This is a genomic window from Paenibacillus polymyxa (genome assembly GCF_001719045.1).
GTDB lineage: Bacteria > Bacillota > Bacilli > Paenibacillales > Paenibacillaceae > Paenibacillus > Paenibacillus polymyxa_B.
Map to the genome: position 1 here is coordinate 2,179,313 of NZ_CP015423.1, position 25,952 is coordinate 2,205,264.

The 25,952-nt window shown below is 44.4% G+C and carries 14 protein-coding genes; 4 read left to right on the top strand and 10 right to left on the bottom strand.

Annotation, left to right across the window (positions count from 1 at the left end; all coding sequences use genetic code 11):
- Nucleotides 1-94: 94 nt before the first annotated feature.
- Nucleotides 95-2,554 (top strand): O-antigen ligase family protein, encoded by a 2,460-nt coding sequence (locus tag AOU00_RS09820; RefSeq protein ID WP_061831717.1) that lies wholly within the window; start codon nt 95-97, stop codon nt 2,552-2,554.
- Nucleotides 2,555-2,666: 112 nt separating this feature from the next.
- Here the strand turns inward: AOU00_RS09820 and AOU00_RS09825 are convergent, their stop codons facing one another.
- From AOU00_RS09825 to galU, 3 genes are all read right to left on the bottom strand, one after another.
- Nucleotides 2,667-4,007 (bottom strand): lanthionine synthetase C family protein, encoded by a 1,341-nt coding sequence (locus tag AOU00_RS09825; RefSeq protein ID WP_061831716.1) that lies wholly within the window; start codon nt 4,005-4,007, stop codon nt 2,667-2,669.
- Nucleotides 4,008-4,010: 3 nt separating this feature from the next.
- Complete coding sequence (locus AOU00_RS09830) at nt 4,011-7,220, bottom strand: lantibiotic dehydratase (protein ID WP_061831715.1); 3,210 nt, start codon at nt 7,218-7,220, stop codon at nt 4,011-4,013.
- Between the two features lie 358 nt (nt 7,221-7,578).
- Nucleotides 7,579-8,457, bottom strand: coding sequence for a UTP--glucose-1-phosphate uridylyltransferase GalU (gene galU, locus AOU00_RS09835; RefSeq protein WP_061831714.1), 879 nt, complete (start codon nt 8,455-8,457; stop codon nt 7,579-7,581).
- Between the two features lie 188 nt (nt 8,458-8,645).
- Here galU and AOU00_RS09840 point away from each other — a divergent pair, with 188 nt between their 5' ends.
- Nucleotides 8,646-9,677, top strand: coding sequence for a glycosyltransferase family 2 protein (locus tag AOU00_RS09840; RefSeq protein ID WP_061831713.1), 1,032 nt, complete (start codon nt 8,646-8,648; stop codon nt 9,675-9,677).
- A gap of 14 nt (nt 9,678-9,691) precedes the next feature.
- Nucleotides 9,692-10,129 carry a GtrA family protein gene (locus AOU00_RS09845; protein ID WP_257785374.1) on the top strand — a complete coding sequence of 146 codons (438 nt, stop codon included), beginning with the start codon at nt 9,692-9,694 and terminating at the stop codon, nt 10,127-10,129.
- Nucleotides 10,130-10,265: 136 nt separating this feature from the next.
- On the opposite strand, the gene AOU00_RS09850 is transcribed toward AOU00_RS09845, so the two are convergent.
- From AOU00_RS09850 to AOU00_RS09865, 4 genes are all read right to left on the bottom strand, one after another.
- Nucleotides 10,266-12,776 (bottom strand): U32 family peptidase, encoded by a 2,511-nt coding sequence (locus AOU00_RS09850; RefSeq protein WP_069290501.1) that lies wholly within the window; start codon nt 12,774-12,776, stop codon nt 10,266-10,268.
- 422 nt (nt 12,777-13,198) lie between these two features.
- Nucleotides 13,199-13,639, bottom strand: a complete 441-nt coding sequence (locus AOU00_RS09855) for a GNAT family N-acetyltransferase (RefSeq protein ID WP_069290502.1) — start codon at nt 13,637-13,639, stop codon at nt 13,199-13,201.
- Nucleotides 13,640-13,832: 193 nt separating this feature from the next.
- A complete protein-coding gene (locus tag AOU00_RS09860) occupies nt 13,833-15,746 on the bottom strand; it encodes a stalk domain-containing protein (protein WP_069290503.1) in 1,914 nt (637 codons plus the stop codon).
- A gap of 49 nt (nt 15,747-15,795) precedes the next feature.
- Complete coding sequence (locus AOU00_RS09865) at nt 15,796-17,040, bottom strand: S1C family serine protease (protein WP_069290504.1); 1,245 nt, start codon at nt 17,038-17,040, stop codon at nt 15,796-15,798.
- 359 nt (nt 17,041-17,399) lie between these two features.
- On the opposite strand from AOU00_RS09865, the gene AOU00_RS09870 reads away from it, so the two are divergent.
- The gene (locus AOU00_RS09870; RefSeq protein ID WP_069290505.1) at nt 17,400-19,025 is read left to right on the top strand and encodes a nitrite/sulfite reductase; all 1,626 of its coding nucleotides are present in this window, start codon (nt 17,400-17,402) and stop codon (nt 19,023-19,025) included.
- A 112-nt stretch (nt 19,026-19,137) separates the two neighbouring features.
- Here the strand turns inward: AOU00_RS09870 and AOU00_RS09875 are convergent, their stop codons facing one another.
- From AOU00_RS09875 to uvrB, 3 genes are all read right to left on the bottom strand, one after another.
- Entirely contained in the window at nt 19,138-20,349 is a 1,212-nt protein-coding gene (locus AOU00_RS09875; protein ID WP_069290506.1) for a hypothetical protein, read from the bottom strand.
- A 410-nt stretch (nt 20,350-20,759) separates the two neighbouring features.
- On the bottom strand, nt 20,760-23,621 hold the full coding sequence (gene uvrA, locus AOU00_RS09880) for an excinuclease ABC subunit UvrA (RefSeq protein WP_069290507.1): 2,862 nt from the start codon (nt 23,619-23,621) through the stop codon (nt 20,760-20,762).
- Nucleotides 23,622-23,792: 171 nt separating this feature from the next.
- The gene (uvrB, locus tag AOU00_RS09885) at nt 23,793-25,784 is read right to left on the bottom strand and encodes an excinuclease ABC subunit UvrB (protein ID WP_061829965.1); all 1,992 of its coding nucleotides are present in this window, start codon (nt 25,782-25,784) and stop codon (nt 23,793-23,795) included.
- Nucleotides 25,785-25,952: the final 168 nt, after the last annotated feature.

Sequence of the window (25,952 nt, forward strand, 5' to 3'; positions counted from 1 at the left end):
TAAAAATTTGGTAGGGTCTTTGTTGTGATATGGCTCTAACAGCTACGATATGCTAAAATGTTGACGTATCTACAAGAAAAGGAGATTGTAAACCTTGTCGAATCCAGTATACGGGAAACAGGCCAAAACGTCGACCCGTGACGATAAAAGGCCGGCTATGTTTTGGGTGTTAATTGTTGGCATGATTCTGTTTTTAGCTTGGGCTCCCTTCCAGGCTGCACTTTTTAATGGGCAAATGCTCGATTTTGAAAAGCCTCTCTATTGGGCTGTTATCATCGCCTCGATTCTGTTGATCCTGGCAATCGTATCTTATTATAAAAAATTCAAGCTGGAAGAGCAAAGGGATTGGCTGGCTGTATTAGTACTACTGCTTCCCTTGACTTATGTGCTTTCACTGGCATCAGCAGCTTCACATTACCTGGCCATGAATATGGTGGTGGTACAGTGCATATATGCAGCCCTGTTTATCATCTCAATTTATCTACTCCAGGATCGCTTAGGCAATAAGATTATTCACAATCTGATTATGACTATTGCTTATGTCATTGTAGGCTTTGGTTTTATTAACTGGTTCGGACAGTGGGTGCTTGCCGGCAAGCTGGTAGGCTGGCTTAGCCAATATGTGTATCATGACCGTTATATCAATGCAGTCATGACAGATACAAATGGGCTCCGGCTGACATCCGTGTTTCAATATGCGAATACATATGCCGCCTTTCTAATGGCTTTCTTATTCGCTGCCGTTTTTTGTTTAATGAAATCAAAATCATGGTATGGCAAAGCTACTCATGGTTTCATGTTGGTGCCCATTCTGGTCTCTCTATTCCTGACCTTATCACGGGGCGGTCTAGTTATGCTGCCAGTCGTGTTCGTCCTGCTCTTGCTTTTCCTTAAACCTGCACGCCAAATTATATGGATTTTGCATTGCGCCATTGCTGGTGTAGCGTCAATATCTATCTTGTCGCCGATTACAAATATGGGATTACAACTCAATAAGACCTACAACGGCGGAGAGGCTGCCAAAGCTTGGGGATTACTTATTGGCGTCTCCCTGGCTGTAGTTGTCGTACTGTGGCTTGTTGAACGTTATCTGGCACCAAGGTTGGAAAGTGCCCTCACAGGGTGGACTTCCCGTAAGTTATCCAACCTGTGGCTGCCTGTCGGATCAGTTGTGGTGATTGGCTTGCTGGCTTTTCTGTTTATTGGAACTGGCCTACGCAGTGTTCTGCCTGAAAACGTCCAGGTCCGGTTGGAAAACATCAATTTCCGCCAGCATAGTGTACTTGAACGAATTGCATTCTATCAGGATGCTGCCAAATTGATTAAAGATCATCCTGTTATTGGCACAGGCGGCGGCGGTTGGGCTTCTTTGTACGAAGAATATCAGGATTATCCTTATAGCAGCCGTCAGGCCCATAACTTTTTCATGCAGTACCTAGTTGAAGTAGGTATTTTCGGTTTTGTAATTTTAATGTCATTTATCTTATATATTTTCTATAAATATACTCGTAGCTATATTAGACAAAATGATGAAGAGCGGGATTCTCACTTTCTGTATCTTATTCTGGCACTCTCAATCTTACTTCACAGCTTACTGGACTTTAATATGAGTTACGTGTTCATGGGCATACTGGTATTTGTGAGTCTAGGCGGCATGGCCGCTGCTATGGACAGCAAGCCTCTTAAACGCTTATTCATGAGTGCTTCCGGTTTTCGGATCACGTACAGTGTAGTCATTGGTATTCTGAGTATCGTCGCGCTATTCTCAGGTTTTCGCTTTGTGCAATCGGCTAATGCCGCTTCATATGGCAAACAGATCATGGCGGTCAGCACATCTTTTGAGGAAATTCAAAGTGCTATTAATAAAGATCTTGAACTTCGCCCTACTCACCCCGATTCTGTTCTAAGATTGGCTGCACTATACAAAAATGTGTATGATCAAACGAAAAAAGAGGAATTTTATAATGCTGCAATAGAGATACTAAATACGGGCTTGAAGGCAGAACCGTATAATAAAACCATGTATAACTTCAAAGTTAACCTTTTACAAGCAAAAGGTGAGCATGAGCAAGCTTTCAGCATTTTGGAAAATAATATTCACAAATTTAACTGGGACAATGATTGGTACAATATGTTGATTACCCAGGCCTACACTATTGGTAATAAGGCACGTGAGCAGAAGGATACAGCCAAGGAACAGAAGTATTTCCAAGCAGGTCTTGCTGCTTATCAGAAGGTTCTTGATGGGGTAGCCCATCTTAAGACGATTCCACCTGAAATTGAGTTGACACGTACCTTTGAAGTAACCTCAGGTATTGCGCTTAGTACTGGCAAGATTGAGTTCATGTCAGGTAAGCCTGCTGAGGCTGCAAGCATCCTTAAAAACGGCCTGAAGGACGACCTGAGCGATGCTACGAATCGTGAGGTTGCTCGTTATTACGTTGCTGCCCTACAGCAGCAGGGCCAAAACGACGAAGTTTTATATAACAAACTGATTCAAACTGATCCGAAAGAGAAGGAGCAAATTGAGCAGTTAAAGTCCTTAAAGCTCTAGGTATACCATTTAACATTGAATGCAAATACAGAGCTACATCAACCAAAAAAAGGAACATCAGAAGTTTTCACTTCTGGTGTTCCTTTTTTCATCCTAACTTTTACTTCTCCTGCTATGTGATTAATAAGCTCCTTCCCCAAAAACTTCCCTCGGATTCAAGGCTATCCAACAAAGTCATAGCAATACCTGAAACACCATCCAATAAACCTACGAAATCCAAATGTTTGACCGATTGGGTATCCTTTACGATATCACAAAAACCGAACGCTAATTCACTATCAAACTTTTCAACGACTTCTAAAAGCAAACCTCGGGCATATTCACACAGCTCGATATCGCCCGTATCCAGATACATCTGATGGGTAAGCTTTATTAATCCCGAATAGCCATGACATACCGTTGGAGAATATATGCTCCAACGTTCGCGGGGACGTGCGTATATGGATTTAAAGGCATCCACAGCAAGCGACTTTAAGTCTTCATTCTCTAGAGCCCTCCCTGCCAACCATAAGCTTCTAGCAACCCCTGGAGATCCATAACACCAGGCTTCACGTTCTGTTTCATCGGGAATGATTCCGTTCATATACTCTTTGTAGCTTATATTATTGGGCCAATACCACCCAAAATCATTTTTTTGCTTCCAATGGTCCAACCATGAACTGTATCGCTCTATAGCCTCCTTATGGCCTGATACTCTCACATTTTGGTGCCAGGCTATCGACAATAAGGCCAACGGACCAGGAATACCATGGGCCAACCCCATGTTAAAATATCCTTCGGGATACCTCAACTGCTCATGTGAGGGTAAATTGTGAACAGGGATATACCAGCCTGGAAGAACCTCACCCTTCCAAGCTCTCTCTCCACTTAACATGACAAGATAGCTGAGAACATCTTTAAGGAGATCTCTCATCTCAGGTACATCTGGGAACAATAACAGATATCTACCTATTCCACTCCACCCTGAAATGACATCATAGTCATGAAAATTGACCCCTGTTTCTAGATTATTTTTTGAACTTTCCAACAAAGCTACGCCATAGTGAACGATTAAATGATTAATCTGTTGAATAAAACTATGGTATTTACGAAGTTTGTCAGATAGCGCATAAGCCGTAAACCCAATGCCCGACAGCCCGCTCCATAGCGATAAAGAGATGTTCTCCTCTAGCTTAAGTGCTTCTCTTGTATTTACAAGATATTGATGTGCATATCGTGTAAATGTATCCTCTTGAAATACAACACCCAATCTCCCGAACAATAGACTCACTGCTGGATAGCCACTCGCAAGGCTTATATTATCCCATTTATAATCCTCTTGAAAGGCTGTTTGATTTGTCTTTGATGAGCATACAGCACTTACATATTCTGGGTCTGCCAATCTTCTTGCAACTCTTTGTACAATCTCCAGAATAGTCTGACGCAAATCTTCCGATATTCCTGTTGTGATCATATTTCAGTTCTCCTTATTATTCATTCGCTTTGTGTACTTCTGAGCACGGTTCAGATGGTAAAGGGCATGGCTTAATAGTGACATTACTTTCGCCTCTTTCATTCGATCCGTACCTATCAGTCTGTTCAGGTGCATGTGAATAAAACTTTCCATAATATCCAATAAAGGTTCGCCCCCGTATGTTTCCTCTTTTATCTGAAGGAAGCTCTCCTTATATTGCTTTAGTTTTTCCCTACGAGGTTGAAAGCGCTCTATCATAAATTCACCATAATCATATGCTCTCAATGAACTCCATTGATCTGAAACATCGGATATTGACATGTACCATGTACGATTTTTTTGAAATGTTTTGGTGTGATTATTGTGCCAATCTTTCTGTTGAGACCATTCAGCCTGTTTAGCTAATGCAGGTATCCATTGATTTAACATATCAACCACACTAATAAACGCAATATGTTCCAAATCAATCTTCAACTTCTTGTTATATTGCAAAAAGATGAATTCAGAAGTAAGTTTGGAATCCTCGGCAAAAATCTCTTCAGCCAGTTGAATCAAGCTTTCTCCGCCGTATCTTTCCACCTCTGGCACGTATGTATCATACACAACTTGGTTCAGCAGTCCTTCCTGCTTGAGCTTGTTCGCCCACGATTGAATAGCAGGAATTAGTTGTGCACACAACATTGCTGCATCTCCATGAAATCTCACACGTACATGATCGTCAGAATCTCTATATCGAACGATAAAATATCGATCAATAATTTTTTGTTTTTCTGCCAACTCACAAAACGGCCTGAGGTAGTTCCCAATAAATTCTCTTTCACGCTCAGACATGCCATACAGCTTGACGTAAAGCCATTCATCTCCCGGAAAGTAGACATTCATCCTACTAGTACTGATAGGGTTTTGCATAGCACTAGGCTGAACAAGATCCTTTATACCAGACGGGACTATTCCATTCATTCTTATTAAAGGAATGACATACTCAGCAATGTGGTGTCCTTTAGTGGACTCTCCCCATACTTCATTCCATTCAAAACCGCATTCAGTCAACCAAAGGGATGCAGGACCTGAAAGCTTTTGATATTTATCATATAGTTCGGATATACAAAAATCATGTGTAGTATCCATTAATAATCTGTTATCATCAATGGTTATATACACGTGCCGCGGAATACTCCACTCCTTCCTATACCTTTCAAATGCATGAGCCCAATCACTTTTGTTATGACATCCCTGAAAAGCCTCCATACCTGCATTTAAAGACCACATCGCTGGTGAAAGAATAGTATTACCGTACTTTACGCGGGGCAGAAACGGAAATCCTGAGAGGCTTCCCCATTGAAACGATGAAATATTTCTTTGCCCTTCCTGTTGAATTTCACGTAAAAATCGATAAATATTAGGCGCCCTATAATAATTCAGCATATTTGTAGATATAGGTATCACTCTCTTATTCAAAGAACGTGATATTAAATAAAAAGAGTTGTGTGTACAACCTACATATAAGTCAGATAAAGGGATGGTTGCCGCTCCATCATCTGTGTAATTATTCGTTCCAAGGATAATCTGATGAGAACAAGATCGATTTGTTATAACAACGTTTGAATGCCTATTATTAGTTGTTAAATAAATAAGTTCCGCAAAAACTACGTTTGGATCCTGAACAGATTGTAGCTCATAAATACTGGAGATTTTCCCTTGTGCAACTTCATTTAGAATCGGACCAAATCTGCCAAATGCTTTGCCTGCACCTGGGTCTCCTGAATTGGGATTTATAATCAATTTATAACTCTTCTTTTTCAGATCGTTCGAATTCGAAGCGGCAATGGTAACATACATCTCTAAAGATGGCGGAGGTATGAGATCAGATGGAACACTTTCTATTTTTTTGATCTTTTCATCTGTAAGTTCAATCTCGATACTACCTTGTTTGATCGCTTCTCCAACCCAACATGCTAATTGTTTATCTCTGTCAGTATTGGTAGCGGGTATTTCCCAACTTCGTCTGCTCACAGGATATTCATAACCTGGAGGAGCTCCTAATCCCATATCTTCATCCAACAGTTCTAACAAGGGAATCTGACGATGTAATCCATACTTCTCAATAAAAGCACTCCGATAGGTCTCAAGATGCGGATTGCACACATCATTCGATAATCTCCATAAAATTTCGGCAGCTTCGGCAACCTCTTCAGCTATACTGTGGCTTAAAGTTGCACTTATTATAGATGTTTCCATATCAATTTGGAGTGGATCTTTGCAAGGAAACATTTTATTCATGCTGTTGCTTATGTCTATATATAGCTCTTCCCCCTCACCTACAGAGGTTTGATTATATTGTTGTACGTGGTCATGAATCTTTTGAATGGAAGTCTTGAGATCGTCTATACCTGTTACGGATGCTAGTTGCCCTTTTAAATATTCAAACGGCATTTCAGAGTTACGAATGGATAGAGGCGGCCTTAAATCACTTATTAAAAACTCTTGCTCTACTAACTTCATCAAAAAATCAAATAACTGCTCTCGATTCATAGTGGGGAACTCTTCTTGCATCTTAATCATTAACAACTTTATGGGAATAGGCTCTTTTGCACAGTGAATGGCATAGTCCACAAACTTGGAAATGCGGATTGAACTGCTTTTCACTTCGTTAGTGGAATCACTATGATCTATAAAATTAAGATAAGGTAACTTCATACGCGATCCGGAAACATACAAGATCGGATTCATACGAACTTTGATTTGCTTAACGACATGCCTCATACGTTCCAAACTCTTTACGAGATCCATTAACCATTGCATATCTGGACGTGCTACTTTTCGGTTACAGCTCAGCTCTCCTAATACAAGTTTGTTTTCATTATTAAAGGAACCCACAGCAACACCAGCAAAAAGACCATAAGGGGTAGCTCGTGTTGAAAGCCTAATCATATAATAAGCTAATGCTTTGATAACCTTATCTACTTTCTTTAAATTTGAATTGTCTATTATTTGATTAACAGAGTTCATTAATGAGGGACTGGCAATCAAAAGTGCCTCACGGATAATATAATCCTCCAAAATATGAAATATTTTATTTTGCAAACCTTCATTCCAAGGTTCATTAAATAATTCTTTGTACTGTTCAATAGACAACAACGGAATTCTAACTAAAAAAAATTCCAAAGCTTTGAACATATTCATATCTGTATTCCTGCTCTCAGCGTTCTTCATAGCTCATGAGCCTCCTTAACGTAAAATAACCCCAGATATAGGAATCATATCTGGGGTTGTTTGGTTAACTAAACACAGCAGTTGCAAGTTACGTATTTATTCCAACTATAGCAAGAAGAAGCGGCACAGGAAACAGAGCGAGTAACACTACATTGAGGTGCCGATTTAACTGATAAAGTACTAATCTGCAAGTCCAAATCAAGGGTGTCTTCTTGTTTCAAAGTGAATAGTCCTAAAGAGTTCAACTTTATACCTCCTTCCCTTAAAATAAGATACTATTTGGAATATTGCTCTCTTATTTTAAGGGGAGAACTTAAAAATCCAGAACTTCTTTTTATCGCATACAATTACAATTTTGTTACATTTTATCAATATCTTCAATAACCTTTCTCATATAAGCCAGTACTTCATCCTTGATTTCGTTATGCTGTAGAGCATAATGGATCGTTGTTTCAATGAATCCCAATTTCTCGCCAACGTCATGGCGATTCCCGTCAAATTCGTAGGCCAGGATCGGATTCTTTTCTCCCAGTTTGGACAATGCATCCGTCAACTGAATCTCCCCGCCTACTCCCGCAGATTGCTGACCCAGGATATCAAAAATATCAGGCGTCAAGATATAACGTCCCATGATCGCCAAGTTGGAGGTTGCTTCTTCCTTCTTTGGCTTTTCTACCAATCGTTCCGCTTCAGAGATTTTGGAAGTAAGTGCATGACCTTCTACTATGCCATAACGATGTACCTCGTTCCAATCCACTTGTTTTACACCTACAACAGAACGCTGATACTCATCGAACACGTCTATCATCTGTTTGAGGCACGGATTCTCAGACTCAACGATGTCATCCCCTAAAAGGACAGCAAAAGGTTCGTCACCGATAAACTTACGTGCACACCAGATGGCATGCCCCAACCCTTTGGGTTCCTTTTGACGAATATAGTGGATATCTGCCATCTCCGATGGTTTACGCACTTCATTGAGCAGATCCCATTTTTCCTTCGCAGTCAAATTATGCTCCAGCTCAAAGGAGTAGTCAAAATGATCCTCAATCGCCCTTTTACCTTTACCAGTAACGATAATGATATCCTCTATACCAGATGCAACAGCCTCTTCAATAATATATTGAATTGTTGGTTTGTCTACAATGGGAAGCATCTCTTTAGGCATCGCTTTCGTAGCAGGAAGGAACCGGGTTCCTAATCCCGCAGCAGGAATAATCGCTTTACGGATTTTCATAGGTTAAAACTCCTTTTCAACAAAGCTTACTAAATTATTCAATAATTCGATTAACGTTTGTAAATTGCTAATAGTTTATTATAGCACTTAGTCATTGCAATGTTATATAATTTAAGTAAACCATATTATAAACTAAAAAGGATAGAAATTTGAGTACCAGATATGCCAAAATTTGAGGAGAGAGTTCTTTGGATTCAATAATCAGTAACCCTGTTTTAACGTTAGTTATTCCCTGTTATAACGAAGAAGAGGTACTGCCTGAAACTATAAGCAGACTTACGGTCATTCTTGAGGAGTTGGCAGAGAGCCAGCTCATTTCTAAACATAGTAAAATGTTGTTTGTTGATGATGGTAGCCGTGATAAAACATGGGACATCATAGCATCATATAATCTAAAAAACCCTTTTGTCAGTGGTCTCAAATTGGCAAAAAATGCCGGCCATCAAAACGCCCTATTATCTGGATTAATGGAAGCTAAAGAGACATCTGATTGTGTGATATCCGTTGACGCTGACCTGCAGGATGATCTCAATGCCATCCGAGAATTTATAATAAAATTCAAAGAAGGTTATGACATCGTATATGGGGTTCGAAAAAGTAGAACCACCGACACATTCTTCAAGCGTTCAACAGCCCAAGGCTTTTATCGTGTTATGAGTAAAATGGGAGTCAATATTGTATACAATCATGCGGATTACCGTTTAATGAGCAAAAGAGTTCTCCAGGAATTAAGCAACTTTAAAGAGGTAAATCTCTTTTTACGTGGTCTAGTTCCGTTAATAGGTTATAAGTCTACTGAAGTTTATTACGATCGACATGAACGCTTTGCAGGAGAATCCAAATATCCTTTAAAGAAAATGCTCGCTTTTGCTTTCGATGGAATCACTTCATTTAGTATAACCCCAATCCGGCTTATCTCAGCGGTAGGTTTTGCAATGTTTGGCATAAGCTTATTAATAGCTGTGTACACCATTATTAGTAAGCTCGTTGGAACCACTGTCTGGGGCTGGTCTTCTTTAATGTTGTCCATCTGGTTCATAGGTGGTCTGCAACTTGTAGCACTGGGACTCATTGGCGAATATATCGGTAAAATATATAAAGAGGTAAAACAAAGACCCAAATATATTATTGAGACCCTATTAGATTCCCAGAGCACCCTAGATACTGAAAACACAAAAAAAGTGAAAAATAGTGAGAGGGAAGCTGTGGCTGTCCAATAAACAGATGCGAACAGGTGACTAATTTGACTTTATTTCAGAATAGCTTTTTCCGTTTTCTTGTCGTAGGTGTCCTAAATACAATATGCGGCATGTCCGTCATGTTCCTGCTCTTTAATACTTTAGGGACTAACTACTGGTTATCGACCTTTATTGGTAATTCTGTAGGTGCCACTGTAAGCTATTTCTTAAACAAAAGATTTACTTTCAAAAACAATGCAAGCCATGGACAGACCATTTGGAAGTTTGTCTTTATCATATTGATATGCTATTTACTATCGTATTGTCTCAGCTATCTAATCAGCCACTTCCTGATCTCAAGTCTGAGTATTAAAAATAATGCAATTTTAGGCAATCTGTCCATCCTAATCGGGAATATCTTCTATACTTTAATTAATTATGTCGGGCAAAAATTCATTGTTTTTTCCAAAAAAACGAAAGTCCAGAAAGTATAACAATACGAGATTCATAGTATTTCAAATGGACTTATTGATAAAAATAGGGTATGTGCTCTCAAAGCACATACCCTATTTTTTCTTTTTCTACGTTCAAATATCAAAATAAATAACTGTGATAACCTGTAGCATCCTTTTACTTCACCAGCTGCCCACGTGTAACACCCAACTGATTCGTCGCTTTCAGCGTCTTCCATACTTGTGTTCCACTGATTTCTCCGCGCAGGGCACGGTTATAGAGATCAATAACCTCATGCACTTGCTCCGGTGTCTCCTCCAAAAATTCCACGCGGTAACGGGACACGCCCAGCTCCAGGAAGTTGGACAGATATTCCGCGCCGGATTGCTCAATCGCGTTGTATACCGTGTTGCGGCAGCCTTCGTCCACACGGACCGGATGAGACATACCAATTCGATCACGCAGGGATGCGCGATGGTCCTCACATGGACGTCCACAGTTAGTGTAGTCGGTGCCTTCACTCATAAAGGTACAGTATACGCAATGTTCAGTATGGAACATTGGCATATGCTGCTGGATCACGATCTCCAGCTTATCAGTACGTGTACGTCTGAGCATATCGACCATTTGCTGAATGTTCAGATCGTACGAAGGCGTAACCAGGTCGCAGCCGGAATCCAGGAACAGATCAGCCGCTTTATGGTTGGCTATGTTCAGCGAGAAGTCACCAATCAATTGCGGGTGATGTGCGTCCGGGTTCTCCAACCGATGTCGCAAGTAGAAATACAGTGCCCCTGGATTGCGTACCAACACAGCATCCGGCTTCAAGCGCAGGATGTTGTTGTGGTAGCCATTTTCACCCGGCATGTGAATACGCGGGGTCGCCAGCGCAATTCGACGGCCTGCAGCGTGCACAGCCTCTACGGCTGCCGGGAATTGCTTGATGAACTCGAAGTCGGCGTAGATGAATTCCACGCCGGCCTCGAGCGCAGCCTCCACCTGAGGGAGGCTGCGGCACAACGCGGTCAGCTCTGCCTGACCGCGTGCCACAGACGATGCCGGAGTCGATGCATCGTCATACACCTCGACCGCCCGTTTCGTGTACACGGGCGGTTTGGGGCGCTCGCCCGCGAGCAGTTCCACCGCCTGGCGGCGGATACCGTTCAGCTCGCGCATCGGCACGATGACGTCCCCATGCAGATGGACGTCCAGCTCTTCCAGCTGGAACACCGTTCCGCCCAGTCGGCCGAACTGCTCTTCGAGCAGTTCATGCGTCATCGGACGCTTCTGGGCAATTTCGAGCTCCAGCTCGGAGTCCACGCGGACCGTTGTGCCTTTCTGCACGTCGGTCCACCATGTCGACAGCGGTTGCCCTGGAGAGCCGCTGACCCGCACATGTACCGGGAAGACCCGGTACGGCTTGTCGGTGTCGTACGACTGGCGCAGACGTTTGTCCAGCGCTGGGTCGTTGGTTTTCCAAATGCGGTCGCCCACGTGCACACGGCGCAGATCCACATCGTTGCGTCCCGCTACGATGTCGATGATCCAGCCTTCTCCGGCTTCGCCTTCAATCTTCACGCCCTTGCGGCGGATATCGTATACGCGTCCGCCTTCTTCTTTTTGCGTGGGATCTCCCGCATCGAATACAATCCCATCGCCACGCTTGAGTGGGGCATCAATACGGCACACTACGCCATCACGAAGGATTTGTTCCACTCGGCCCAGATACACCCCCCGGCTTTTCGGGAACGTACCGTCAACCAGCTTCTTGTTATTGGTCCCTTCGAGAAAACCGTGCGTAAAGCCGCGTGAAAAGCTCTGCTGCAGCTCGCGAATATCTTCTTTGCTGGTCTTGGACGTATCGCCATCAAAATACTTATCAATGGCCTTGCGATACTTGCTGACCACATTCGCCACATATTCAGGTGTTTTCAATCGTCCTTCAATTTTAAAAGAAACAACACCCGCGTCGATCAGTTCAGGCATCAAGTCGATCGCTGCCAGATCCTTAGGTGACAGCAGATACGTCACATCTGCCATTGGTTTCTGCTCTCCATCTACCATCAGATCGTAAGGCAAACGACATGCCTGTGCACACTCACCACGGTTAGCAGAGCGGCCGCCCCACATTTCTGAAGTCAGGCATTGGCCAGAATAAGATACGCATAACGCTCCATGTACGAATACCTCCATTGGAAGTCTCGCCTGATCCCCTATTTTTTGGATCTGTTTCAGGTTGTTTTCGCGTCCAAGCACGACCCGTTCCATATTGTACGGTTTTGTAAACTCTACCGCTTCCGGCGAGGTAATCGTCATTTGGGTAGAACCATGAATCGGAAAATCCGGTGAAATGTCGCGGATCATTTTCACCAGGCCCATATCCTGGACAATTAAGGCATCGACTCCAGCATCAATACAGGCATCGACCAGCTCCTTAGCGTCCTCCAACTCGTTTTCAAATACCAATATATTGAATGTTAAAAAACCTTTAACCCCATAGCTATGCAAAAACGCCATAATTTCAGGCAGTTCCTCCATGCGAAAATTATTCGCCCGTGCTCGTGCATTAAACTTTTCCACCCCGAAAAAGATCGCATCAGCCCCGTTTGCCACCGCCGCACGCATACAATCCCAGTCACCGGCTGGTGCCAGAAGCTCGACATCTTCTCTTCGTACTGCTGATTTCATTATTGCCCTCCCCATATGCTGAAAACGAATGATCTCCGAGGGATAATCGTTGTTTTCAGGGCAGCTATGCTGCTTACTTGGTAATCTCATGGATGTTCCATAGACTCATTCCAAAGCTGATCATGTTTAGTCAGGGGAATGGAAGCCTACTAAGAATCATATTTTAAATCCTATCCGTCTCTATCATCTTGTCCGATCATCCACACACTGAACCATCGGTTCCTCGCGTGAATTACATCCAACTCAAAAAATCCGCATCACAAACATCTGCGGCAGAATCATTCTTATCTTGTAACTAATCTAGTGTACCAGACTGCGACCTAAGCTTCTACACTTTCCAAGCGATTCCTTTAAAAAATAATACTAAAAACACCTCCAATCCCGTCAAGCGGTGCTTTGGAGGTGAGTCATCCTATCATTAACTAGGCAAACCTATACTTCGCAAGCATTTCTCCCCAGGGTGATATTCCCTTCTCCCTGAAGCCTGTTTTACTATATAGCTTTCTAGCTAGTTCATTGTCTGGTTTATACCCAATCATGATAACATCCGTCCTATCAGTGGCTTTCCTTATTTCATCGATAACCAGTAACATCGCATTGTAGCCATAACCTTGACCTTGAAATCTTTCGTCAATCATAAATCGGTAAACCCAGTAATTTCCGTCATCCGGGTCTAAACCATACATTGTAAAACCAATTAATTCGTCATCATTATAAATTACTTTAGATAAAAATCCATCTAAAAACTGACACTCCGCAATCGAAAAAAGGTTAGATACCATAAATCTTTTTTGCTCAGGTGTCGGTTTAAGTTCGGCACATGCTTCCCAATTATGTTTGTCGACTGCTTTTAGCGTAATCATTTTGGATTCCTCCTATACGGGGAAATCCGTATAGACTTCCCTAGTGCTTACTTCACTCATTATAAGATTGGTGGTATTTGGCGGGCGCCAGTGAAGCGTGCCATTTGAATCCGAAGAAGCGTCAACGCTCGTAGGCTCAAATGGCACGCGTAGCGCTTCCCCCACAACCTCGCTAATCTTTTACCTACACCTTCTACTTCACAAAATTAAACGAATTTAACGTCGAATCCAGTGCGTTAGACTGTACAGCCGTGTTGTTCGCATCATTTAATGTTGTTGTCACAGTATACGTTTTTCCGTCACGTTCCAAAACCAATTGGTGGCCTGTGTAGCCAATGCCTTCCTCTATACGATGGAATGTAAAGGACACTGCCGGAACACCAGCAAACGTTACGTCCTTAACTTCCTCAACTTTGAGGTTTTTGTAGTTCTTTGCTTGCTTATCATAGAAGTCCTTGAGCTGGGATACCGTTAGTTCAAATGATTGGTCGTTGTCGATTTTGATGGAAAAACGACCTCCGGTAAACTGGTACTCTACATCGCCCAATTCAAATTGATCGCTAATCGCGGTCCAATATCGTGGGATATTCACCGTATATTCATAGGCTTTCGACGTCTTTTTGACCGTTTTCGTTTTGTCCGTCAAATAGTCGTCTTCTTCCAACTGTCCAAAGTTACTTGCTACGGTTTGAAAATCGATTTGAAGCGAGGAGATGAGCGCGTTGAACTGATCATTTCCTTTGCTTACTTTTTCAGGCACTGCGTATTCAGCCAAATAGCGATATCCATTTTGCTGAATCAGCACATTGTACTCTTTGACCCATCCATCGCCAAAATTATAGCGGTACTCCTGTACTAACCCTTGAACGCCTGCAACCTCCAGCGGATACGTCTTCTGTGCCTCATAAGCTGTGGACACAAAGGAATCGCTCAGCCATTTTTGCAGCTGCTGGCCCCAGTTCTCCAACTTTCCATCCGCTGGAGCCGAGGTTACTTTCACGCGGAAGCTCGATCCATCATTACTTTCATATTGCATCCGTTGATCGTCCATTTTCCAGCCTGCGGGTATGCTGAGTGACACACCGTAGTCTGGATTTCCGGCCTCGCGTGTGCCTCCTACGACAGTGGACAAGTCTTTAATACTTTTATCCTGCGCATTAAAAGAGGTCTTGAAGGAATTTAACAGTCCCGCATACTGGGCCAGATCTTTATAATTCGTTGCTTTAGCATCGGAAAAATAAACTACATACAATCGTCCGTTGTCATAGTACTGACGATTTTCCCACAATACGCCGTCCCCATCCTTCGTAATGACACGAGCATAAGGTACCTTCGCTTTCGGGAAGGATTTTCGATCGATCACAGTTTCTCCCGTTTCCTTGGCTGCCTGCACTAATTGTTGCAACAGATCGTCCGCATTCAGTGGAACCGGCTGTGACGCTGTGTGCACTTCCATATAGTACGCACTGTTCTCGTCCATAAAAGTGGAGATACTCTCATCTCCACCTCCCTGACCGATGACGAGACCTGTTGGATAGTTCATAGACCAGCCATAGTAACTGTTCCCGATCTGCGTCTTGCCCTCATCATTATCAATGTTCGGTGTCTCTTCAGCTACCGTGCCCGCCTCTTCTTGTGCTTCCATCCGAATAATGATTCCGGCGCCGTTCTTCTCCAACTTACCGCCAAGCCCTTCTGCTACTTGACGCAGAGGCACCATGAGAATACCTGATGACATTTCCGGTGGAGCTGGAAGTGTCACCTTGTGACCTCTCACCCAAGCAGTACGGCTACCAATGGTCAGCGATACAACATGAGTTCCGCTAGTGATTTTAACCACATTATCTTCAGCCAATCGAATTTTGCTGTTAAATGCCTTTTTAAAAATACCAGCTGGAACCATCAGTGCACCACTTTTTGAATATGGCTTCGTAATATTGGCATTATGGCCGTTCACGATGGCTGTATTGCTGCCGCTTTGCAACCGCAATTCCAGCATGGTTTTATCTTGATCTGCTGCAACTGCTGGCAAAGCGGAAAGCAGAAGGGACAATGCGACAGCGCCGACCCCCAGCTTACGCATCATTTTTCTTTGAATATGCTTCACAGTAAATCTCCCTTTAGCTTTATTTTATAGATTCAAGAGCCGTTATTGTTCACTTTCCAGTAGTTGCCCCTTGAGCTGGCTCCGATGTTTCCTTAGGAAGCGCTACGCCGCCATCTTCAGCGGCCTCCGAACCGTTCGAATCTTCACCATCTTCTCCAGACTGAATGGACTCATAGATTTCACCATTATCCTGTGTCAGTACTAGCTTGCGCTTCACAATATCACCGTCCGACTGCATTAGTACACTCACCGTTTGACCTGGTTGATAGTTTTTAAGCAGCTCATTGACATCAATGGCCGAAGCTACACGCTTACCGTTAATGCTATACAGCTCATCGCCTTCCTTGATTTTGGCCTGAATGGCATTGGCTGAGGTAATTTTCGTAACTTTCAGAGGGTCCTCGGTAGGTAATCCAACGATAGCTGACCAGCTCTCTTCCAGACTCAGACCAAGACTGGCACGCCGAACCTCTCCGTATTTGAAAAATTGGCCGATGACATATTTCACCGTATCCGACGGAATCGAAAAGCCCATATTTTCAATGCCGACCGCCGAGAATTTCATCGTATTGATCCCAATGACCTCACCCTTGAGATTGACCAGCGGACCGCCGCTGTTACCAGGATTGATCGCGGTATCACTTTGGATCAAACGATAAGCAGCGTTGACACCACGGTTCAGCCCGCTAACAACACCCGAGGTTGCCGAATTGCGAAGTGAAAAGGATATAGGCGTACCAATAGCCACTACCTGCTCACCTACCTGTAGACTGTTCGTTGAAGCTGCCAAGGTGGCGGGTTTGAGGCCGCTTGCCTTGATTTTGACTAATGCCAAATCACTGATCGGATCGCTGTAGCTGTCGGTGATTCCGTAAGATTTTCCGTCCGAGGTTACGACCACGGCATCACCTAATCCTTCGATAACATGTGCATTCGTCACAATCCATCCATCGCTACGAATGATAACACCCGTGCCGTGAGCTAGGTTGTATCGATCTCCTCCTGCTACGGTCTCTCCCGTGGCTGAACGGCCAATGATACCGACCACAGAAGGAGATACATTTTTAACCACCTGCGGCACACGATCGGCCGATAACGTATATGTACCATTTGCGCTGTTATATGCGCCGCTGGTTCCTAATGCTTTATTCATATCGCTTACGTTAACATAGACCCCACCATTAATGACTTTGGCCTTTAACGCAGTCCCACTGCTGGCTGCACCTGCCGTTCCAGAAACACATAGAGCGCTGCCCAAAGCCAGAACAACTGCCCTTTTCCCCATCTTACGCATATACTCACCATTTCCTCTCTTACATGACCCTGTTCTATCAGTTAGTCCAAATCTACCATAGAGGGGACACGTATACAATCGCTTTAAGCCCTATCTTTTTCTAAAAGGCGCCGTTTGCTACATCCCTGTCCTCTCATGCTATTTATATTATAAATTTTCCAAATCCTTATATCAAAAAAATAAGCAAAAACGATAAATAATCGTTATACCGTTTAGGTCATTCCTTCGTTTACGGGCATAACCAACTATGATACCATCACATTATATCTTAGTTTTATTGTCGGAAATAAAGAATAAAATCATGAGTCCTCTATCCAAAACACTAAAGTATAAATAAGCACCCACAGGAGGTTAAAAGAATGGCCTACGAACCAATCTGGAACGCTCATCCCGATAAGCTTAACAAATTCGAGTTAGTCAAGCTGGAAAAGGACGGTCTCGACGTTATCCGTACCATTATCGAAAACTATGCCAACGAAGGCTATGACTCGATCTCTGCGGACGATATGGATCGTTTCAAATGGGCTGGGGTATATCAGCAAAAGCCCAAGGATGGTCATTTCATGATGCGGGTCCGCATCAACACAGGGATCATGACTTCAGCACAGGCACATGCATTGGCGGACATATCCGCGCTATATGGACGCGGTCTTGTGGATGTCACCACTCGCCAGGCGATTCAATTTCACTGGCTGACGGTCGAAAGCTTACCCGATATTTTCGAAAGACTGGAAAAAGTCAATTTGTATTCCTTTGAAGCCTGTGGAGACTGCCCGCGTACCATTGTCGGTAATCCGCTGGCTGGCATCGATCCCAATGAATTGGTGGATACCCAGGAGATTGTAGATGAAGTAAACCGCTTTTTCTTATTAAATCGTGACTTCTCCAATCTGCCGCGCAAGTACAAAATGTCTATCTCCGGTAATACGTACAATAATGCACAGGCTGAAATTAACGACCTGTCCTTCACTCCAGCCACCAAGATCCTCGACGGAAAAGAAGTGGTCGGCTTCCATGCGATGGTTGGTGGAGGTTTGTCCGCCAAGCCGCATATGGCACAGTCTCTGGATTTGTTTGTTCGTCCTGAGGAAGTACTGAAGGTTGCTATTGCTGTCACCACCATTTTCCGTGATTACGGCTATCGGGAAAAGCGGCACCATGCCCGCTTGAAATTCCTCGTTGCCGATTGGGGCCCAGACAAATTTCTGGCTAAGCTCACCGAGTACATCGGTGAAATGCCCGGACGAGGCGAGGACAAAACGATTGGCTGGCAAGCCGCCTATTTTGACGGCGTGCATCCTCAAGCTCAAAAAGGTCTGAACTATGTCGGTCTGAACGTTCCTGTCGGTCGCCTTAGTGCTGACGAGTTACATGAACTGGCCGACCTGGCTGACCGCTATGGCGATGGTCAGATTCGTACCACGATGTCGCAAAACATTTTGCTGAGCGGCGTACCGGATGAGCAGGTGGATGAACTACTGGAAGCCCCCGTCCTGCAACGCCTGACACCACAGCCCAAGCATTTTATGAGTCGTACGGTATCGTGCACAGGAAATGAGTTTTGCAATTTGGCGATTGTGGAAACCAAAAAACGGGCGGTTGACGTTGCCGAGTATTTGGATCAGCACGTACAATTGGATGAAAAGGTGCGCATTCATTTTATCGGTTGTCCGAATTCCTGCGGTCAAAAGCATATTGCGGACATTGGTCTGCAAGGCTCGCTTATTAAGACACCGGAAGGCTTGGTCGACGCGTTCGATATCGCTGTCGGCGGAGCGCTTGGAGCAGGCGCCCAGTTTAACAAGGCGCTCAAAGGCCGCGTACGCGGGGATCAGGTTGGACCTGTACTGGCAGAGCTCATTCAGTTCTACAAAGAAAACAGGAGCGCCGGCGAAAGCTTTTACGCATATGTACAGCGTGTAGGTATTCCGACTTTCCAGGAAAAGCTGTCTGCCATTTTACAATCCAGCCACGTTGCATCCTAAATATAGAGTCTATTAACAGCCTGCTTGTATTACATATACAAGCAGGCTGTTTCTTATCGTCATACAACCTCGCAATATCGTTTCCCTCAATTCCACAAAAAAAGACACCGGATTACTCCGGTATCAATATTTTCGCAAAATCCAGTACTGTTGGCTTATGAGCACCTGTTGTAGATGTCACCACCACGTAGCCTGAAGGTATCTTGTATATCAATCCCGTATCGTATCGGATGCCGAAGGAATTATCCTCCTTATAATGAGTCCTCGTTTCCCACACCTTCGTACCGTTTCCTTTCAGGCCTGTAATGGTGATGCCATGCATTTTCGTGGTTTTACCCAGTGGATCATATTGATCACTGAACTGGACATACAACTGCTCCTCAGGCAGATACACCCGGTCAGCCGCATAGTCCTCTGTATTACCAAATAATTGCAGGCCATTACTTAGCACCTGTGTACGCTTGCTGTTTCCTTTAAGCCCTGTTACAGCAATATGACCGCTCGGCAACTCACGTACTGCGGCAATTTCTTTACCTGATCCTAAGTCCAGATGGATGTCACGAATATCGCGACCATATACATCTGCTTGTACCCCAACGGGACCATCTGAGCTGTTCAAAAGCGCATAATATCCATTGTGACTGCCGACCAGCCAACCCGAGGTCACTCCGGCCGTCGTTCGATTCCATTGTAGATCGCCAGTTTCAGTGTATTTGAGTACAGTGAAGGACTGCTCCGCAAGGTTTAGATAGGAGACCAGGAAACTGCCATCCTCCAGTGTCTCCAAACCAACCTGAGAATCCTGCCCATGAGATATCAAGCCATCTGTGGGTAATGTTTTGGACCACAAGGTGTTTCCATCCTCGTCCAATCGGGAAGCCTGCAACTCTCGTATTCCGTTCGGTTTTGTATAATCAATCAGAAACAGCAAGCCCCTATCCGGCGTCTCCCGCTGGACTCCCCTGCTGCTTGTCCCGGGTTGTACGTTCAGGTCCTGCTGATGTTTCCATACAGCCTCCACAGAACTGTCCAGCTTGCCATATGTGACGTGTACTACACTTGCTTCTGTATCGTCCTCGACGTTCAGCATTAAAAACCCACCATTCGCTGCGGGTTGAATGTAATCATGAGCGTTTTCTAAATCCTTAATACTGCCAATTGCTGCACTTGTTTCGATTTCGGCTTGTTTGGGCGCAAACGCTTCAGACACCTCGGAGGCATAGGACGGTGCAGCACTATAACCCATCAAACATGCCGCCAAAGCAGCTCCTGCTACCCATGAATATACACGTGTACGTAAAACTCTACTTTGCTTAATCTTCAAGCGTTCCAGCTCCCTTCATGACTTCCTCAATGATGTTGTATGAACCTTAGATGTGATAAAACTACAGACGGTTTCGCTTCAACTTGTAATGGTTGTCACGCGGGCAAGGAACTCCGTATGATGCTAAGTAATCATAAATTATATATTTACCTCTTCAAGCCCGAGCCTAAACATCCAAAACTCCAAAATTTAGAGACTACTCAGAGACTTTCTGTCGATGAATATACGTATAGATTTATTATTCCAGCGCTTGGTAAACTATGTGTCACATGCTTTAACGCAGGAATTTGATAAAAGTTTTCTTTTTTTACAAAAAAAATAAAACCCTGCAAGACGAAGGCATCAATACACTAGTTCGTATTCTGCCTTCCTGCCTGTGCAGGGTTTTTAAATCGTACGTTAAATGGTATCTATAGATCGACTGTCTGAAGCGCTTGACTACGCTGGGTATCCCGTTCAAGGATCGGCTTTAAGTATCGGCCTGTATAGGATTCTTCGACTCTCACGAGTTGCTCCGGTGTCCCGGTAGCCAAGATCGTTCCACCGCCGCTTCCGCCTTCCGGTCCCAAATCAATCAGATAATCGGCTGTTTTAATCACATCCAGATTATGCTCAATAACCAGCACCGTCTCTCCTGAATCAACCAAACGATGCAGCACCGTCAATAATCGGTCAATATCGTGAACATGCAGACCGGTTGTCGGCTCGTCCAAAATATAAATGGTTTTGCCTGTGCTACGACGATACAATTCGGAGGCCAGCTTCACGCGCTGTGCTTCACCGCCAGACAAGGTAGTTGCAGGCTGACCCAGCTTGATATACCCCAATCCTACATCCATCAGCGTCTGGATCTTGCGATGAATCTTCGGAATATTTTCAAAAAACTCCGTTGCATCCTCAACCGTCATCTCCAGCACATCGGCAATACTTTTCCCTTTGTATTTAACCTCCAGGGTCTCCCGATTATAACGCTTGCCTTTGCACACTTCGCATGGAACATACACATCCGGCAGAAAATGCATCTCAATCTTGATGATACCGTCGCCTCTACAAGCTTCACAACGGCCTCCCTTAACGTTAAAGCTAAAGCGGCCTTTCTTGTAGCCTCGTACTTTGGCCTCGTTCGTCTGCGAGAATAAATCACGGATATCATCAAATACACCAGTATACGTTGCAGGATTGGAACGCGGTGTACGGCCAATTGGCGATTGATCGATCTCAACAACCTTTTCGATATGTTCTAGTCCGCGAATTTCTTTATGCTGCCCTGGACGTACTCTCGCCCGGTTTAGATCACGCGCTAACGTTTTGTACAAAATTTCGTTTACCAGTGTCGATTTTCCAGAGCCGGAGACACCAGTAACAGCTGAGAAAACACCCAGCGGAATTTTGACATTCACATTTTTGAGATTGTTCTCCTTGGCTCCGCGAATCTCCAGCCACTTATCAGCAGGCTTGCGCCGCTCGGTATTGACCGGAATGAACTTGCGTCCGCTCAAATACTGCCCGGTTAAGGAATTCGGGTCTTCCATAACTTCCTGCGGAGTCCCCTGCGACATGATCATCCCACCATGGATTCCAGCTCCTGGCCCAATATCAATGATATAGTCCGCCGCCATCATCGTATCTTCGTCATGCTCCACGACAATCAACGTATTACCGAGGTTCCGCATATGCTCCAAAGCACTTATCAGACGGTCATTATCTCGCTGATGCAGACCGATACTAGGCTCGTCCAAAATATAAAGCACACCCATCAGACTGGACCCGATCTGTGTCGCCAGTCGGATACGCTGTGCTTCACCGCCTGACAACGTGCCTGCCGCACGGCTTAAAGTCAGGTATTCCAGACCAACGTTAACGAGGAATCCCAGACGGCTGTTAATTTCTTTTAAAATGAGATTGGCAATCGACATCTCCTTCTCACTCAGCTCCAGTGTATGGAAAAAGTTTGAGGCTTCACCGATAGACAAAGCTGTCACAAAAGCTATATTACGCTCTTGAATGGTTACCGACAGACTTTCTTTTTTCAGTCGGTGTCCCTTACAGGTGTTACATGGCTTTGCACTCATAAACCCTTCAATAAATTCACGTATACCTTCAGAAGCCGTATCACGATAACGACGCTCCAGATTGGGGATAATCCCCTCAAAGGTCACATAGGCTTCCTTACGTTGACCAAAATCATTCTCATAGCGGAAACGGATCTTCTGCTCTCCCGTTCCATGTAAAATGAGGTTCATTTGTTCTGTCGTCAATTGACTAACAGGAATGTCCTGCGGAATACCGTAGTGCTCGCATACTGACTGTAAAAATTGAGGATAATAAGTGGAAGTTCCACCACTCCAAGCCTGAAACGCCCCATCCTCCACACTTTTTTCAGGATCGGGAATGAGCAGATCAGGGTCAACTACCATTTTAACTCCTAACCCATCACAATCTGGACAAGCGCCAAACGGACTATTAAAGGAAAACATTCTTGGAGACAGTTCATCTATGCTGAATCCACAAATAGGACATGCAAAGTTGGAGCTGAACCGCAACTCCTCTTGCCCCATAATGTCTACGAGCAACTGCCCACCTGAAAGATTCAGTGCCGTCTCAATAGAGTCAGACAGACGCGCACGTACATCTTCCTTGACTACGATGCGGTCTACGACCACTTCAATCGAGTGCTTCTTGTTCTTTTCCAGCTCAATCTTCTCAGACAATTCACGTAGTTCTCCATTCACACGTACCCGTACAAAACCCTGCTTGGCTATATCCGTAAACAGTGTTTTATGTTCACCTTTGCGGCCGGATACCAATGGAGCCAGAATCTGAAGTCTTGTCTTTTCAGGATACTGTAAAATGCGGTCTACCATCTGTTCAACGGTCTGTGAAGTAATTTCAATGCCATGTTCAGGACAATGAGGATGACCCACCCGAGCAAACAACAACCGTAGGTAGTCATAGATTTCGGTAACCGTTCCGACAGTAGAACGCGGATTCCGACTTGTTGTTTTCTGGTCAATGGAAATGGCAGGAGACAGACCGTCAATCGAATCAACGTCTGGTTTCTCCATTTGTCCGAGGAATTGACGGGCATACGCAGATAAAGATTCCACATACCGCCGTTGCCCTTCCGCATAGATCGTATCGAAAGCCAGCGACGATTTACCTGAGCCGCTAAGCCCTGTCAGGACGACGAACTTGTCCCGTGGAATCGTCACGTCAATATTTTTGAGATTATGCGCGCGTGCGCCTTTGATGATGATGCTTTCATTCGCCAAATGTTTCATCTCCTTAGCCGTAGTTCACGTCATGCTATATCGCATTGGATTATCCCATGGAAGTGATATATCGCAAAGAGAACGACCACATAGGCCGCCCTCACTATTTTTAAAAGCAAAGCAATCAAACATTTTTTTTCATATGTTTTGCTTCTAGCTTATTCTCAATCTTTAATCAGCTCGTAACTCCAGCAAAGCATCACGCAGCTCGGCTGCCCGCTCGAACTGTAGGTTCTTGGCGGCGTCTTTCATCTCTGCTTCCAGACGCTGAATGAGTGATTGACGCTCCTTCTTGGAAAGTTTACCCGTCTCATTAGGAAGGTAATCATTCTTAGACTCTGCCACCTTGGTTGCTTCAATAACATCACGAATCTTTTTACGGATGGTTTGCGGGGTAATCCCATGTTCTTCATTGTACTGAATTTGGATCGCACGACGACGTTCCGTTTCCTTTATCGCTTTATCCATAGAATCGGTAATCTTATCGCCGTACATAATAACACGACCGTCACTGTTCCGTGCTGCCCGTCCGATCGTCTGAATCAGAGAGCGCTCAGAACGCAGGAAGCCTTCTTTGTCCGCATCCAAAATCGCGACCAGCGATACTTCCGGCAAATCGAGGCCTTCCCGCAACAAGTTGATCCCGATCAATACATCGAAGGTCCCTAGACGAAGATCCCGCAAAATAGCCATCCGCTCCAACGTCTTAATCTCGGAGTGCATATACCGAACCTTGATGCCTACTTCTTTTAAATAGTCAGTCAAATCTTCAGACATCTTCTTCGTAAGTGTGGTCACCAGTACCCGTTCTTCACGTTCTATGCGAAGCCGTATCTCACTAATGAGATCGTCAATCTGCCCCTTGCTCGGACGCACCTCAATAATCGGATCAAGAAGCCCGGTAGGACGAATAATCTGCTGTACCATCGTTTCGCATTTCTCCATCTCATAGGGTCCTGGAGTAGCCGATACATAGATGATCTGACTTACCTTGTCCTCGAACTCTTCAAACTTCAACGGGCGATTATCCAATGCGGATGGTAGACGGAAACCATGTTCTACCAGTACATTCTTACGTGCTTGGTCACCGTTATACATGGCACGAATCTGCGGCAACGTAACATGGGACTCGTCAATGACGATCAGCATATCATCCGGGAAATAATCCATCAGTGTATATGGTGTCGCACCTCGCTCGCGGAATGTCAGTGGACCTGAATAATTCTCGACACCGGAACAAAAACCAACCTCTTTCATCATCTCGATATCATAGCGGGTACGTTGTTCCAAACGTTGGGCCTCTAACAGCTTCCCTTGCTCCTTCAACTCCGCTAACCGCTCTTCAAGCTCACGTTCAATGTTGACCAATGCTACCTTCATCGTATCCTCATGAGTAACGAAGTGAGATGCCGGGAAAATGGCAATATGATCACGTTCACCGATCAATTCACCCGTAAGCACATTAATCTCGGTAATTCGTTCAATTTCATCCCCGAACAGTTCTACACGTATAGCGTGTTCCCCATGGGAAGCCGGGAATATCTCCACAACATCCCCCCGTACACGGAAAGTACCCCGCACGAAGTTGATATCGTTCCGCTGATATTGAATATCGACCAAGCGGGACAAAATCTGATTGCGGGGTTTCTCCATGCCGACTCTAAGCGAAAGCAGCAGGCTTGAATATTCTTTCGGTGAACCCAAACCATAAATGCAGGAGACACTCGCTACAATAATAACGTCACGACGCTCAAACAGAGAGCTTGTCGCCGAGTGGCGAAGTTTATCAATCTCCTCATTAATGCTGGAATCCTTCTCAATATACGTATCGGAAGACGGGATGTATGCTTCCGGTTGATAGTAATCATAGTAGCTGACAAAATAATCGACTGAGTTATTCGGAAAAAATTCTTTAAACTCACTCGCCAGTTGAGCAGCCAAAGTCTTATTATGTGCAATAACCAGCGTAGGCCGATTCAACTTGGCAATGGTCTGTGCGATGGTAAACGTCTTACCTGTTCCCGTAGCACCCAATAGCGTCTGATGCTTCTTTCCTTCTGCAATTCCCTCTACCAATTCAAAAATGGCCTGAGGCTGATCGCCTTGAGGTTGGAATTCCGACTGAATTTCAAAAGTCTTGTCGCTAACAACGATATCACTCATTGCCCTGCATCACCCTTATCGTCTAAAATGGAAACATCATGATTTTACACCAGTCGAGCTTTAACGTCTTTACCTGTAACTCTATGTCGATATTTCCCGAGCAATGATACTTGGGAAATATGGTTGGATAAGAATGTTTGTTCCCGTATTATACCTCTTTCTTACCGT